At 59.4% G+C, this 14,528-nt stretch carries 13 protein-coding genes; 5 read left to right on the top strand and 8 right to left on the bottom strand.

The genetic code is table 11. The features are described 5' to 3' along the window. The 3 genes from PKO02S_RS29000 to PKO02S_RS28990 all read right to left on the bottom strand — a co-directional run. Positions 1 to 1,782 (bottom strand): AAA family ATPase (locus PKO02S_RS29000; protein ID WP_164821751.1); only part of this gene is annotated, 1,782 nt, incomplete at its 3' end. Continuing rightward, positions 1,779 to 3,122: a metallophosphoesterase family protein gene (locus PKO02S_RS28995; RefSeq protein ID WP_127588503.1), complete on the bottom strand. Its 1,344-nt coding sequence runs from the start codon at positions 3,120 to 3,122 to the stop codon at positions 1,779 to 1,781. The genes PKO02S_RS29000 and PKO02S_RS28995, both read right to left, overlap by 4 nt. A gap of 89 nt (positions 3,123 to 3,211) precedes the next feature. Then, a complete protein-coding gene (locus tag PKO02S_RS28990; protein WP_127588502.1) occupies positions 3,212 to 4,300 on the bottom strand; it encodes a MerR family transcriptional regulator in 1,089 nt (362 codons plus the stop codon). A 95-nt stretch (positions 4,301 to 4,395) separates the two neighbouring features. Between PKO02S_RS28990 and PKO02S_RS28985 the strand changes: the two genes are divergently transcribed. Then, positions 4,396 to 5,046 carry an MOSC domain-containing protein gene (locus PKO02S_RS28985; protein WP_127588501.1) on the top strand — a complete coding sequence of 217 codons (651 nt, stop codon included), beginning with the start codon at positions 4,396 to 4,398 and terminating at the stop codon, positions 5,044 to 5,046. Positions 5,047 to 5,180: 134 nt separating this feature from the next. Here PKO02S_RS28985 and PKO02S_RS28980 read toward each other — a convergent pair whose 3' ends face one another. The 4 genes from PKO02S_RS28980 to PKO02S_RS28965 all read right to left on the bottom strand — a co-directional run bounded on the left by PKO02S_RS28980 (position 5,181) and on the right by PKO02S_RS28965 (position 8,639). Continuing rightward, complete coding sequence (locus PKO02S_RS28980) at positions 5,181 to 5,429, bottom strand: type II toxin-antitoxin system Phd/YefM family antitoxin (RefSeq protein WP_127588500.1); 249 nt, start codon at positions 5,427 to 5,429, stop codon at positions 5,181 to 5,183. Between the two features lie 79 nt (positions 5,430 to 5,508). After that, positions 5,509 to 6,576 (bottom strand): ankyrin repeat domain-containing protein, encoded by a 1,068-nt coding sequence (locus tag PKO02S_RS28975; protein ID WP_127588499.1) that lies wholly within the window; start codon positions 6,574 to 6,576, stop codon positions 5,509 to 5,511. A 117-nt stretch (positions 6,577 to 6,693) separates the two neighbouring features. Then, positions 6,694 to 7,497, bottom strand: a complete 804-nt coding sequence (locus PKO02S_RS28970) for a sugar phosphate isomerase/epimerase family protein (RefSeq protein WP_127588498.1) — start codon at positions 7,495 to 7,497, stop codon at positions 6,694 to 6,696. Then, the gene (locus PKO02S_RS28965) at positions 7,494 to 8,639 is read right to left on the bottom strand and encodes a glycosyltransferase family 4 protein (RefSeq protein WP_127588497.1); all 1,146 of its coding nucleotides are present in this window, start codon (positions 8,637 to 8,639) and stop codon (positions 7,494 to 7,496) included. Before PKO02S_RS28965 ends, PKO02S_RS28970 begins: the two co-directional genes overlap by 4 nt. Positions 8,640 to 8,785: 146 nt before the next feature. On the opposite strand from PKO02S_RS28965, the gene PKO02S_RS28960 reads away from it, so the two are divergent. Continuing rightward, a complete protein-coding gene (locus PKO02S_RS28960; protein ID WP_246067580.1) occupies positions 8,786 to 9,943 on the top strand; it encodes a GGDEF domain-containing protein in 1,158 nt (385 codons plus the stop codon). Positions 9,944 to 10,136: 193 nt separating this feature from the next. Here the strand turns inward: PKO02S_RS28960 and PKO02S_RS28955 are convergent, their stop codons facing one another. Then, positions 10,137 to 10,979, bottom strand: coding sequence for an AraC family transcriptional regulator (locus tag PKO02S_RS28955; RefSeq protein WP_127588495.1), 843 nt, complete (start codon positions 10,977 to 10,979; stop codon positions 10,137 to 10,139). Between the two features lie 141 nt (positions 10,980 to 11,120). Here PKO02S_RS28955 and PKO02S_RS28950 point away from each other — a divergent pair, with 141 nt between their 5' ends. The 3 genes from PKO02S_RS28950 to PKO02S_RS28940 all read left to right on the top strand — a co-directional run. Beyond that, positions 11,121 to 12,125: a Gfo/Idh/MocA family protein gene (locus PKO02S_RS28950; RefSeq protein ID WP_127588494.1), complete on the top strand. Its 1,005-nt coding sequence runs from the start codon at positions 11,121 to 11,123 to the stop codon at positions 12,123 to 12,125. A gap of 20 nt (positions 12,126 to 12,145) precedes the next feature. Further along, entirely contained in the window at positions 12,146 to 13,093 is a 948-nt protein-coding gene (locus PKO02S_RS28945; RefSeq protein WP_127588493.1) for an aldo/keto reductase, read from the top strand. A gap of 434 nt (positions 13,094 to 13,527) precedes the next feature. Continuing rightward, the coding region (locus PKO02S_RS28940) for an RsmB/NOP family class I SAM-dependent RNA methyltransferase (protein WP_164821750.1) at positions 13,528 to 14,528 on the top strand (1,001 nt) is incomplete at its 3' end.

Below are 14,528 nucleotides of genomic sequence, written 5' to 3'. Positions count from 1 at the left end.
GCCGCCGCGAGCCGCCTCGGCGCGCCGCCCGGCGCCGCTGCGGCGCAAGCCGCGCGTGCCCGCCGTCGCCGCGGACTCAGCCGCTCGCTGTGCCTCAGCGCCATTGCCGCTAAACCCCGCACCGACTCCCGCTGCTCCAACCGTCACGGACTCAGCCGACCGCTGCGACACAGCGCCACCGGCGCTAAGCCCCAAACCGGCTCCCGCTGCCCCAGCCGACACGGACTCAGCCGCTCGCTGTGCCTCAGCTCCGCTGCCACTAAGCCCAGCACCGGCTCCTGCTGCTGCTGCCGCCAAGGCATCTTGCTCGCCCGCACTTAGCCGCCGCAGCTCGCCGTGCAGCCGCAGCCACTCCGCCGCCTCGCGGCGAAGCTGCTGCATGTGGTAGCGCAGCTCGTCGCCGGACAGCTCGCGCCAGGCGGCGAACCGCCGCGCGGCGTCCTGGCGCAGGCGCACGAGCCGCGCCTCCTGCTGCAGCCGCTCGCGCTCCGCCGCCGCAGCCTGGCGCTCCGCGCTCTCCAGCTCCGCCTGCAGCAGCTCCCGCCTGCGCGCGAGCCGCTGCCGCTCCTCGCCCTGCGCGCGCAACCCCTCGTGCGCGGCGACGCTCGCCGGCACAGCCGCGACGCTCGCCTCGCTCCAGCCCGGCCCGAGCCGCTCCAGCAGCCGCGCGAGCTCCTGCTCGAGCTGCCCCCGCTCGCTTCGCCGGGCCGCGGCCGCCGCCTGCCGCTCGCGATACGCGCCGGCACGCTCCACGAGCTCGTCCAGCCGCAATCGCTCCGCCAGCAGCGCCGCATCTACTCGCAGCTCATCAGCCAGCTCGCGCTCGAGCCTGGCACGCCGCGCCTCAAGCTGCCGCAAAGCGCTTAGCCGCAGCTCCAGCTCCGCCGCGGCCTGCTCGTACCGCTCCCCCGCCTTAGCGGGGAACGACTCGAAAACGCGCAGCTCCTCCAGCCTCGCCCGTGCGCGCTCCGCCCGATGGTAAGGCTCCTCCGCTTGCAGCAGCTTGTCCGCCCACACAACCGAAGCCCGTAGCCGTTCAGCCTCCTCCTCCGTCTCCGAGATCTTGGTCTCCACAACCTGCAATTCATCCGCCAGCTTGTTGTAGCCGGACAGCTGCTCGCGACTGCGCCGCAGCCCCGCCTCCTCGTCCTCCCAGGCGCGAATGGCTAACGCCAGCTCCTGGTTTTTGCCGCGCGGCCGATACAGCCGCTCCGCCTCAAGCGCGAGCCGCCGCTCTACCGCGACGACGGCTTTGCCGCTAGTCCCCCATCCGGCGCTGTACAAGTAGCCGGACAGCTCGTCCGCCTGCAGCGTGCTCAGCTCTTGCAGCTCGGTCAGGCTAAAGGCGAATAAACTGCGGAACAGCTCGCCGGACAACCCGCCCAGCATAGCATTAAGCTGAGCCTCCGCCGCCGCGCCAAGCCGACCTTTGCCAGCCGCCGAACCGCCTCCGCTACTGTTACCATTCCCAGCTCCAGCCCCACCGCCGCCAACCGCGCCAAACCGCCGCTCCACACGAAGCTCTCCGCCAGCGTCGTCGAATAGCAACAGAGAGCCGCCATGAGCGCCTCCCCCCACCGGCTCATGCCGCTCCACAGCGGTCCCCCGCGACGGCAGCCCGAGCAGCATGGCGCGGATAAACGCAAGCAACGTGCTCTTGCCGGCCTCGTTCGGACCGTGAAACAGCGTCACCGCATGGGGCCGCCGCAGCTCCAGCTCATAGCGCCGGTCGCGCAGCTTGCCAAAGGCATCGACGTCGAGCCGGCCGATCATCGTCTTCATCCGTCCCACCCCTCTTCCTCAGTCAGGAGACCGAGCGCCAGCTCCTCCGCCGCACGCAGCCAATCGGCGCCTTCCTCGCGCAGCAGCTCCTCGACGAGCCGGCCGGCCTTCGGATGCTGCAGCAGCGGCTCCAACGCCGTACGGCAATACGCCTCCAGCTCGGAAGAGCTCCGCCCCGCTTCCAGCAGTCCGTTTACGCTGGCGATCAGATCGCCTATAAACCCTTCCTGCCGCAGCAGCCGTTCCCGATCCAGCTCCACGCCCGTTCGCAGCACGATGGACTCCGGCCAAACCCAGCGCTCCCGCTCCTCGCCTCCCAAGCCCAAACGAGCGCCGCTCCATCCGCCTCGCTCCGCCCGGCGCAGCTGCTCCTCCCGCAGCTCGCCAAGCAGCTCCTGCAGCAAGCTGCCCGACTGCAGCGCCCGGTGCAGCGGTCCCCGTCCTTCCAGCTGCAACCGCACTACAGCGGAGCGGCCCCCAGCAGCACCAGAATCCACCTGCTCCAGCCGAAACGCCAGCTCGTCGCGCAGCTCCTGCTCGGTCGTCATCCCTTCGATCGAGACCGTCTCCGCAAACCACCGCACCGCATCCAGCGGCCGGAACCGCAGTTCCGCCCTCCCGCTTTCCGACACATCTACTATGTAACAACCCTTCGGTCCTACTTCCCTCGCACTCCGTCCTTGAATGTTGCCCGGATAAACGATCCAGGGCTCCTCCCCCAGCACCCTGCGGCTATGAATATGGCCAAGCGCCCAATAATGGAAGCCGCTTGCCGCCAGCTGCCTCGTTGAGCAAGGAGCGTAGTTATCGTGCCCGGCATCGCCGTCCACATTGGCATGCAGCAGCCCGATCTGGAACCCGCCACCCTCGCGAGCCGCATAACGGGCGGCCAAATTATCTCTTACCGCCGACGTCCCGAACGACATCCCGTGCACATGCGCCAGCAACCCCCCCGACCGATCCTCCAGCGGCCTGCATTCCGGCTCCGTCGAAGAAAAAAAATGGACCGTCTCCGGCCACGCCAACTTGGCCTTGCGTCCGTCGTCCGGGTCATGGTTGCCGTGCACGACGTAGGCCGCGATCCCCCGCTCCGCCAGCCGCTGCATCGCCCGTTGGAACCGCAGCTGCGCACGCAGCGATCGGTCAGCTCCGTCATAGACGTCGCCCGCGATCAGCACGCCGTCCACTTGCTCCTCGATCGCCGTATCGATCATTCGCTGCAACGCATCGAACGTCGATTCTCGGATCGACTCCCGGATCCGCTCCGGCAATCCGGCGAGCCCTTTGAACGGACTGTCCAAATGCAAATCGGCGACATGCATGAATCGAAACGCCCTCATTCCGTTCCCCTCGCTCTCCTTACCTCATCTTTCTATTGTATAGGCAAACCGGAATGCGTACAAGCGTTCGCAAACCCTGCAATCCCCAATCACACCCTTTTGACCGCCACGACCAACGAAAGCCATTCTCCCTCCAGCCGCTGCGCATACGCCACAAACCCGTGCGACCGAAACCAATCGAGCAACTGCTTGCGCACCGGAAACGTCCCCTCGCCCTGAGCCCGTTCGCCATCCCCGTTCCGCTCCAGCCACCCGTTTCGTTGCTCCGTATCCTCCAACATCGCATCGAGCAGCGCGACCCGACCGCCCGGCTTCAGCACTCGCGCGATTTCCTCCAATGCCAGCGGCAGTTGCTCTACCGTCAAATGCCTCAAAGCGAAGCTCGACACGACCAAGTCAAACTCCCCGTCAAAAAAAGGAACCGCCATCAAATTGCCGAGCTTCGTGTCCAACCCTGGATGCTTGGCTTTGCACACCTTAAGCATTTCCGCCGACTGGTCCACCCCTGCCATCCGCACGCCTGCCGCCATCAGCTTCACCGCCAAATTTCCCGTGCCCGTTCCGAGATCGAGCCCCCGCTCTCCAGCTACCGGATTGACAGCCGCCGCCGTTTCCTCAAGCAATCGGTCGTAAGCATGCGCCGGTGCCAACTGCTGCACTCCTTCCGCCCTTCTCACCGTCTCGTCAAAATCGGCCGCCCGCTCATCGAATCGCCATCGGTCCGCCCAACCTGAGCGAGCCTCCCGAATCGCCTTCGACTTCCGCGCCAGCTCGAAAAGCTGCTCAAGACGAAGACCGCCGGCATCGGCCGCTTGTTCGATCAGCTCGTCCAAGTGGACCAGCAGCCCTTTCATTTCCACCCAACGCCGGTAGGTCAAGCTTCTCTGCACGTTCAAATATGCCAAAAACGGCTCCACACGGCTAGCATCGACACCCGTCTCTCGACTTTCACCGATCGGAGACTCCAACAGCTCTTCCATCAAGCGACTGATCTCCTCGAGGGGCACATCCAGCTCCCGAAGCGCCGCAATTAGCTGCAACCGCCACGCATCCGCTTCCGTAAAAATCCGATAGTCGTTCTCCGTATTGCGCTCCGGCTTCAGCAACCCTTTCTGCTCATAAAAGCGGATCGTCCTTGCGCTCATCCCAAGCCGTTCGGCCATCGTTCGAATGTTCATACCGCCGCCTCTTCCTCCTCCATGCTGCTTGCCTTGCCCGGTGCCAATCCCCTATAATAGGCCTATTATTGCGTAGAATAGGGGCTGTTTCACATATGAAAATCGTATCGCTCAATGTCGGCAAGCCGAAGCCGCTCACCGCCGACGAGGGCAGCGTGCTAAGCGGTATCTGGAAAACGAGCGTCGGCACCGGCCCGATCAGGCTGACCGAGACTGGCTTCCATGGCGACGGCCAAGCCGACCTCGTCTATCACGGAGGACCGGACAAAGCGATCTGCGTCTATTGCTACGAGCACTACCCGTATTGGGAGCAAGTGATGGACAAACCGCTTCCTCACGGCGCCTTCGGCGAAAATCTGACCGTCCAGGGGCTGACGGAGCGCGAAATTCGGATCGGCGATATTTTCGAGTGCGGCCCAGTGCGCGTGCAAGTGTCCCAACCGAGACAGCCATGCTACAAGCTGGGCAAACGACATGACCGGACCGAACTTCCACTCCTTGTGCTGCAAACCGGATATACCGGGTTTTACTTCCGCGTCCTTGCTGCCGGCATGTTCGATCCCACACAACCGCTTCAGCTCGTTCATCCCGACCCGGGCGGCATGACGCTCGAGTTTGCGAACCGCATTTTTTACCATGACAAATCCAACATGACCGGCATCCGCCGTATATTAGCCGTCGAAGCGCTATCGGAAGCCTGGAGAACTAGCTTGGAGAAAAGGCTCGATTCCACGCACTCTTCCTGAATCAATGGTATAAGCAGAAGAAATAACCGCTCGGTTTCGAGCGGCTGAACTTGTAGTGAAATAATCCCCTTACTCCAATGAACCGAATAATTCGCGAAGATAATCCCGACGTCCATGCAAAATACGATGGATGATTACCGCATCCTTGCGATGACTTGGTCATGGTCAAGAAGCTGTTCGCCCTCGGCTACCTGCTTTTCTGCAACCAATAATTTAGATTGAAGCTTGATTCGAGCCTCCATCCTTCGATAAGCCTCATGACTCATCACAACCAAATCCGCTTCTCCATTACGCGTTAAAATAACCGGTTCATCAATCTCATGACAATATTTCGAAAATCCGTTATAGTCCTGTCTTATTGTAGTGGAGGGCTTAATACGCATTGTTCCAACCCTTTCCAAATAGCATTATTCTGACTATATTATATCATTAAACTGGCACAGTGCCAGCGTGATGCTCGAGTTAGGACAAATTCCCCAGCACCTTGATAGAATCACGATTGCACCAGCCGGGAGCCGTTTGAAATTGCAATGCGTATTCGAGCGCGGTCACCTGTTCGAACACTTTCCCGGCTCTCTCGTCCCATCCGCCCTCCGGATGACGGATTGTAGCTCGGATCGATGGATCGGCACCGTGATCCAGCAGGAATTGCGTCCGCTTGTCCGTTGGAGACATACAGGCCAGCACAGCATGGAACATCGGAGAATGTCCCGCCCCTCCGTCCATAGACGGGGCCGACAAGGCATTCACGTCAGCCCCTTGATCGATCAGCCATTGAGCAATCTCAAATTCGTCGTATTCTATAGCGAGATGCAGCAGGGTTGTGCCTTCAATCGGAGCTAATACGCTTGCTTGCGTAAATCCTCTTTTCGGAAAATAGAGCTCCTGCTCCTTAAACCTGCGGAAGAGCAAATCCGGCTCATTTCGAAGATGATTCTCCAACAAATCAATCCGCCCAAGGTGAAACGCAGTGATCGGTGTATCCTCAAACCTGCAGCCGGCATCGGCTAAGATTTGAAGACAATGATGTTTCCTGGATGGTTGTCTCGCATAAGCGCCGAGCAAAAAACCAAAGGGCGAATTAATCCTCCCATTTGAAGTTTTGTACAGCACGCCCGGATCGGCTCCAAGCTCGAGGATCATTTGAAGTCCTTCCGGATGAAGCGCTTCGCATACAGCCAGGATGACCGGTCCATAGTGGGTTGCATGATCCGCATATAGAGCGTTGGGATCGGCTCCCTGTTTCACAAGATATTCGGCCACGACGCGATTGGCTTTCATGCATGCTCTCGAAAAGGCTTGTTGAATATCCTTTGCCCCAGCCTGCACCAACCACTCGACCAATGCAACATGGTTGCATTGGGCCGCGTAGCTTAGCGGACCGCCGCCGTCAGCAAATGGTATCGGCTCATGCAGCAGCTTCGGCTGCCCTGATATGATTTTCTCAACAGTAAAAAAGTCGTTGGCTTTAATCGCCTCAATCAGTTCCTGCTTCGCCGTTAGGCAACAATCTGCTTTCTGAGATTCCATACTTAATCCTCCCCATATCGCCAGTCAACTCCGTGCAGCACGAACAACAGCGTGATGGAATCATCAAATAGCCAAACAAACCCCCAGCCGACCGGCTGGGGGTTTGCGCCAGGCGCCTTACTGATGCTGCGGAAACCGTTCCTTCAACCGTCCCTGCATCCATAGGCAGACGTCCCACAGGTTCGCAACCGGCGCATTCGTGAACGGAAGCGTATGTAGATACCCTGGAGGCCCGAACTCGGACGTGACCGTCGTGACCGTATGGCCGGCGGCTGCGCGCGCGGCGAAGATTTGCTCCCACCAGCCCTCGTGGGCGGCGAGCTCACTCGCATATTCCGGCGCGGCCGGATGCGGCACCTGCGGCCCTTCGGCGTAGCCGACGCGGGCATGGACGTGCAGCGCTCGCGCGATGATCCGCTTCAGGTTGTCCTCCTGATCGCCCAGGAGCGACTCGCACACGCAGCAGAAGTGGCTGAAGTCCGCCGTCACGTTCAGCTCCGGGAACTCGGTCAGCATCTGCGCCGTATGCCACGGCGTGAAGAAAGCCCGGCCGCGATGCGTCTCGTGTGCGATCGGAATGCCGATCTCGCGCTCCAGCTTCAGCGCCTGCTCGAAAAAACGCCGCTGCTCGTCGAGCGGCGAGCTGTCCTTCAAGCTGTGCGAGACGATCAGCTTCGGCTGCAGACTAGCAGCTTGTTCGACTTGCGCGCGGAAGGAAGCATAGTGATCCGGACCCTCCGTGAACACTTGGATCATCAGATCAAGCCCGCCCCCGCGCACGGTGTCCAGAAACGCCGCACGATCTTGCTCCCGCGGAATGACGGTTTCGATTCCCGTATACCCGCCGGCTATAATTTGCTTGGTATTTTCCAGCAAGGTGCCGGTCATGCCCCAAGTCGATTTCGCAATGCTAAGCTTCATGGTCCTATTCTCTCCCTTTTCAACCCTGTAGTTTCGTAGACATGCTTCAGCTGCAAAATAACCCGGCTGAGCGAATAGATTTGCTTCGCCTTCATCATGGCCGAGCGAGCGAGCTGATACCGATACGTCGGATCGGCCATGACGAGCTCCAGCGCCGCGCACAGCGCCGCCGGGTCGTCCGAAGGCACGAGCAAGCCGTTATGGCCGTGATCGATCTGCTCGGCGATGCCGCCGACATCCGTCCCCACGAGCGCCAAGCAGCACAGCGCCGCCTCCGCGAACACCGAACCGAACGCTTCCGCCCGTGAAGGCAGGACAAAAATATCGAAAAACGGCATAAACTCCTCCGGATGCAGCATGTAGCCGTAAAAAATAATTTCCTCATAGATGTTCAGATCGATCGCCATCTGCTCGAGCTCCTCGCGAATCGGCCCGTCGCCGATCAGGTGCAGGACGAACGGGTGGCCCATCTTCTTCAGCTCGGCGCAAGCGTGCAGCAGCGTATCGATACCCTTGGCCGGGACGAGTCGGCAGACGGTGATCAGCTGAGGCACCGCATTCTCATGGGCGATCGGGCGGAACCGCTTCTCGTCGAAGCCGTTCGAGATAACGCGGATTTGAGACAAATCCTCCATATAGGAGCCGGCGTATTGCTTAAACGATTCGGAGACGGTCAGAATCGCATCCGTCTTATGCTCGAGCTCCTTGTACAACGAAGTGAGAAACCGGTGCTCCGGTCCGCCCTCGGCGATTTTGCCGTTCAGGATCAGCTCCCGCTCATAGCTGGAGTGGATCGTCATGACGACAGGCGTGCCCGGGAACAGCTGCTTCATGACGAGTGCCGCAATCGGATGATGCGCGTGAATCAAGTCGTACGTTTTGCGGACGCGCAGCTTGGTCCACCATACATAGTCTTTATACGTCTGAATGTATTTGTCCACAATCGGATTGCCGGCGAACGGTGTCCAATCGAATGTAGCGAACTTGACATCTTCCGTTCCCTTGCTCCGCACACGCTTCGGAATGGAGAACAGCTCCATCTCCCAGCCCTTCTCGAGAAACTGCTCATTGATGTAAGGAACCATGGAGGAGACCCCGCCCGGCTGCTCCGGAGGGAAAAACAAAGCCTGCAAAATTTTCATTGCCCATCGCCCCTATTATCAGTTAATCTGCGGTGTAGGAAATTCTGCTATAATACGGATACAGTCGCCTGATGCCCGCTAACCCGCGGGATCGCTGTAAAAACATGCGGATTTACAGAGATAGTCCAAATTACCGGGAGGCCGCCTTGAACTTATCGGAACTGTTCGTTGGAACGTATGCGCAGGTATACGCCTTATCCTGCATGCTGATCATCCTGCTGCTCATGTTCTTCATGTCGCTGCGGCTCTTGGTCGACCGCAAGCGCAAAGCTTATATGACCTTGAGCGTCTCGCTGGCCGCCGTCATATTCCAGCATGTGCTCCTTATCGTACTGGCGCTCCAGGACGAAGCGTTCAACCAATGGCTGTATTCGGCCGAGCAGCTGTTGAAGGTCGTCTCGTTCATCTTCCTGAACATGGCAGTCTATCAATTATATAATTCAACAAAAAAGCGCGATACCCTTTATTTCTATTCGCTTTTGCTTGTCACCTTGCTCCTCTTCGCCATGCAGACTCAGATTCCCGGGTGGCTGAGCGGCAGTCCCGAGCAGATCCGGCTGCTGCAGCATATCGGGCTGGAGCTGTACTTGTTCGGGCTCATTTTGCTCGGGCTTGCCCTGCTCCCGCACCGGGTCGGCCAGTCCGGCAAGTACAAGGCGGCCATGATCGCCTACTTGATATGCCAGCTCGCTCATATCGTCAACCGGTATGTGGTCGAGACGCCGATGGACGGGCTGCGAGTTGTCGAAAATTTTTTGCCGATCATCGTCTACTTCATTTTGTTCCTTTTCGTCTTCGACCGGGTCGTGGAGCTGATGCAGACGATTTACCGCTCCTCGATTACGGACGGGTTGACCGGCTTGTACAATCGCAAATACTTGCTCAAGCGGGTGGTGCAATATACGGCGAGAGATCTGCCTGTAAGCATCCTCTTCTTCGATATCGACAACTTCAAGACGCTTAACGACACCCGCGGCCATCAGGCCGGCGACGACGCCTTGAGACGGGTCGCGCAAGTGCTCGTGGAGGAAAGCGACGAGATCGGGATAGTCGGCCGGTACGGCGGCGAAGAGCTGGTTGTGCTCGTCACGGACAGTTCCATTAAGCCGGGCGTGTTGGCGGAGAAAATGAGAGTTCGGGTGGAACGGGACGTCGGCGTAACGGTCAGTGCGGGCTACAGCAAATACCGTGACGGGATGACGGCGGAGGAGCTGGTCCGGGAAGCGGATGCGGCAATGTATTCGGCAAAGACCACGGGGAAAAACAAGGTCGTGAAATATACGAAAAGCTTGGCCAAAGCGTAAGCTCCGTATCGTCGATCGTCGTATGCACATGAACGTTGATCTCCGCATGAGAGTGCGCTTCACGCATTTTGGATTTTTCCGCCCCCGATCAGCGCATACTTTCGTTTCAAACTGCCCCTTGGCTTACTGGCCGAAATCGCGGCTTTATTCCGAATTGGCTGGGAACCTATGCATGTTCCGGCGTGAAGCCCGATTAGCCGTCGTTCCGGAACAACTTGCGGAATTCCAGCGGCGTCATCCCCTCGTGCTCCAGAAATTTTTTGTGAAAATAGCTGACCGTGGCGTAACCGGTATGGACGGCGATGCGATTCACCGACCAGTCGGGCTTCTCCAGCAACAGCTGCTTGGCTGATTGCATCCTGCACATCGTCATGAATGTGGAGGGCGTCATCTGCGTTGCCTTGCGGAACAGCTTGCAGAAATAATACGTGCTGACCTGCGCCTCCTCCGCCCATTGCTCCAGCACGAACGGCTCCGCCGACCTTCTTCTCATCTCCGGAAGCAGTTGGTGGATGCGCTCGAGCGCTTCCGTGGACTTGCTGGCAGTCAGAGGCGTCGACTGGTGAATGAATTCGGCGATCAGCCAGTACGTAAGCCCGGACAACCGCGGCACATGGATAAAATTGTGCTCCTCGCACTCCCTCAGCAGCACGTCATGGGCATCCTCCCAAGGCTTCAGTTGCTTCAGCGTACGGAGCGGCGAGACGTGGAAGCCTCGTTCCGTCAGGAACGGATGCAGCTCGTTGCCGTAGAAATGCACCCAGCGGACGCTCCACGGCTCCTCTCGGCTGCTGTAATACCGTTGCTCCTGCATGGGGAAATATAGAAAGGCGTCCCCTCGCTGCAGGGAATGCGCTTCGCCGTTCACTTCAAGGTACCCTTTGCCGGCTACGACGACATGGATGCTGAAGCTGACCCAGGTGTTTTTATCGCGATACACTACATGCTCCGGCATGTCGCTGTACCAGCCGACCGACTCCGGCAAGCATAAGTAAGGGTGTCCGTTCCACATCGGCAGCGCTAGATGCTTTCTCATTGAGATGACTCTCCTTTGTTTGCATCCGATAACAATATTGTGGTATTCCGTTCAATAAGCTTGTATTTTCATTTTAATCAGGCGCTACTATAATAGCAATATAGTCGTATTACGAATCCAATTTTATGAGGTGATCCTTGCATGAACCAAACGAACAAGCTGCGCTGGGGCATCGTCGGCTGCGCCGGCATTGCGATCCGTTCCGTCATTCCCGGCATCCAGAATTCGTCGACCGGCGTTGTAAGCGCCATCGCCAGCCGTGACCTGGAGAAATCCAAGAAAACTGCCGATCAGCTCGGCATTCCAACCGCTTATGGCAGCTACGAGGAATTGCTTGCCGACGAATCGATCGACGCGGTCTATATTCCGCTGCCGAACCATCTGCACAAGGAATGGACGATCCGCGCCGCCCAGGCCGGCAAACATGTGCTGTGCGAGAAGCCGTTCGCGCTGACCGCAGCAGAGGCGGAAGAGATGGTGGCGGCGGCTGAGCAAGCCGGCGTGCATCTCGCGGAAGCGTTCATGTACCGGTTCCATCCTCGTTATGACCGTGTGCGGGAGATTGTGGCAAGCGGCGAGATCGGGACGATCCGCGGCATTCACGGAACCTTCACGTTCAACTCCTCCGGAGCGGCTGAGAATGTGCGCTTCCATCGCCATATGGGCGGCGGCGCGCTGTACGATATCGGCTGCTATCCGATATCCGCGGCTCGCTACATCTTGGGCCGGGAGCCGGAAGCGGCGACGGTACAAGCGATGTTCTCCGAGCGCCATGGCGGCGTCGACATGATGGCTTCGGGTCTCGTCGAGTTCCCGGACACGGTTGGGTTGACTTTCGATTGCGCGATGTGGGCGGCGTTCCGCAACACGCTTGAGATTCTCGGCACGGAAGGACGCATCCTCCTGCCTTCCGCTTTTGTTTGCCGGCCGGATCAGGCATCCTCGTTCTCCGTCTTTTTCGGCGACAAGGAGCGTGTGGAAGAGTTCGAGCCGATCAACCAATACTCGTTGCAAGCGGATGACTTTGCCCGTACCGTTTGGGGCCAGCAGAGCGTGCGGTTTGCTGCAGCCGATGCCATAAGCAATATGCGCATATTGGACGCTTGCCTCTTGTCCGCCGATGAGCGGATTCGAGTGAAACTATAAATAATGGAGGGTTTGCTGCGATGAACTTTTTTCCGATCAAGGGCATTGAGACCTCGGTCTCCCAACTGATTATGGGCACGGACTACTACAACCCGGATATTCAGGAAAAAGTGGATCAGTTGCTGGACGCCTATGTGCGGATCGGCGGGAACACACTGGATACGGCGTACATCTACGGAGGCGGCAAAAGCGAGGTCGCTTGCGGCAACTGGCTGGCGGCGCGCGGCAATCGCAAAGACATCGTCGTGCTAACCAAGGGCGGCCATCCCCGCAACGGAGTGCCGCGGATCAACAAAGCCGACATTCGCGAAGAGCTGGAGACGAGCCTGGAGCGGCTGCAGACGGACTATGTCGACCTGTACGCGCTTCACCGCGATGACGAGAGCTTGCCGGTCGGCGCCATTCTTGAGATCCTGAACGAGCATCTCGAGTCGGGCAAAATCCGAGCGCTAGGCGGGTCGAACTGGACGTATCAGCGGCTGCAGGAAGCGAACGATTATGCCGCTTCGCACGGGCTCGTCGGCTTCTCGTTCAGCAGCCCGAACTTGAGCTTGGCGAAGGCCAAGGAGCCTTACTGGGCAGGCTGCGTCTCGGCCGACGCCGACACCGTGCGCTGGCACGAGCAGTCGCAGCTGCCCCTGCTGTCCTGGTCCTCGCAAGCGCGCGGCTTCTTCACCGGCCGGTTCACGAAGGAAGACACGAGCAATGAAGATCTCGTCCGCGTGTTCTACAACGACGAGAACTGGGAGCGCTACTATCGCGCCGAGAAGCTCGCTGGCGAGAAAGGTTTGACAACGATCCAGATCGCGCTCGCGTACGTGTTAAATCAATCATTCCCGACGGCTGCCCTGATCGGGGCTCAAACGCAGGAGGAGATGGACTCCTGCAAGGAAGGCGCGGCGGTGCGGTTGACGCGGGAAGAGATGGATTGGCTCGACTTGACGCGGGATGAGGCGCCAGTGGTGTAGATTTATTTGTTCAGGAGACCGGACGCGGGTTGCGTCCGGTTTTTTGTTTGGTTTGCGGGGGATATGGTGGGGGCAGCGATTGATGATGGTAGCTGGGGACAGTGGTTGGAACAGGGCGTGACGGTAGCTGGGGATATTGCTTGCTGATGCGGGCGATCTGATGTTGGGGTTTGCGGACAAAGAAGCCCTTGATATTTGGTGGAAATCAAGCAATTTCGTCGGTTTGGCGGACACAGATGACCTTGATTTCGCTCAAATGAGGCTTTTTGGGAGAGTGGAGTGCCAAATAAGGAATCGTATGTCCGCCAAACTAGTCGGATTGTCGGTAATCGGTCGCTCAGGGCTTTCCTGTCCGCTTTCCGTTTGAAGGTTGCCTACCCTTCCCGCTATAATGGGGAAATAACAGCAACTTTTTGTTGGAAAGGACCGTATCCATGACTACTGGTGTCTCTGAGCTACCGGCCGCGTTCGTCACTCGGATGATCGAGCAGCTTGGCCCGGACGAGGCCGGACATTTGTTCGAAAGCTACGCTTTGCCTCGGACGCAAGGCTTGCGGTTAAACCCGCTGAAAATAAAAGCAGGAGCTCCCGATGCCTCAATAATGGATGCATTGAGACAGCAGTTCGTGCTGGAGCCGATTCCATGGTGCCCGACCGGCTATTACTATGGCGAGTCGGCGCGCCCCGGCAAACATCCTTATCACAGCGCCGGCTTGTACTATATTCAGGAGCCGTCGGCGATGTCTTCGGCCGAGCTGCTCGCCCCGGAGCCCGGCGACATCGTGCTCGACTTGGCGGCCGCACCCGGCGGCAAGACGACGCAACTAGCCGGCATGATGCAAGGCGAGGGGCTGCTCGTCGCCAATGAGATTCATCCGGCGCGAGCCAAGATTTTGAGCGAGAACGTCGAGCGCTGCGGCATTGTGAATGCCGTCGTCACGAGTGCGGCCCCGGACCAGCTCGCCGCGAAGTTCCCGGCGTTCTTCGACAAGATCATGCTAGACGCTCCTTGCTCCGGAGAGGGCATGTTCCGCAAGGACGAGGAAGCGCGGGCGGAATGGTCGCCGGAGCATGTCGAGATGTGCGCCGCCCGGCAGCTCGACATCCTGGACTATGCCGCCGTCATGCTGAAGCCGGGCGGGCGGCTCGCGTATTCGACCTGCACGTTCAACCGCGAGGAGAACGAGGACGTGCTGGAGCGATTCGTCGAGAAGCACCCGGCGTTCGAGGTGCTGCGGTCCGAGCGGCTGTGGCCGCATCGCGAGCGCGGCGAAGGGCACTTCGCCGCGCTGCTCGGCAAGCGAAGCGACATCGACAACGGCGCCGACGGCGCGCGAGACGCGACGCTGGCCGCAGGCAGCGGCGGCAGCGCGAGCGCCGGCAATCGCGGCCGCGAGGCCCGCGCGCTAGGACGCCGCAGCGCCGGCGGCGCCGG

Source organism: Paenibacillus koleovorans NBRC 103111 (genome assembly GCF_004000845.1).
Classification (GTDB): Bacteria; Bacillota; Bacilli; order Paenibacillales; family NBRC-103111; genus Paenibacillus_AA; species Paenibacillus_AA koleovorans.
This window is presented reverse-complemented; position numbering and strand designations above follow the sequence as displayed.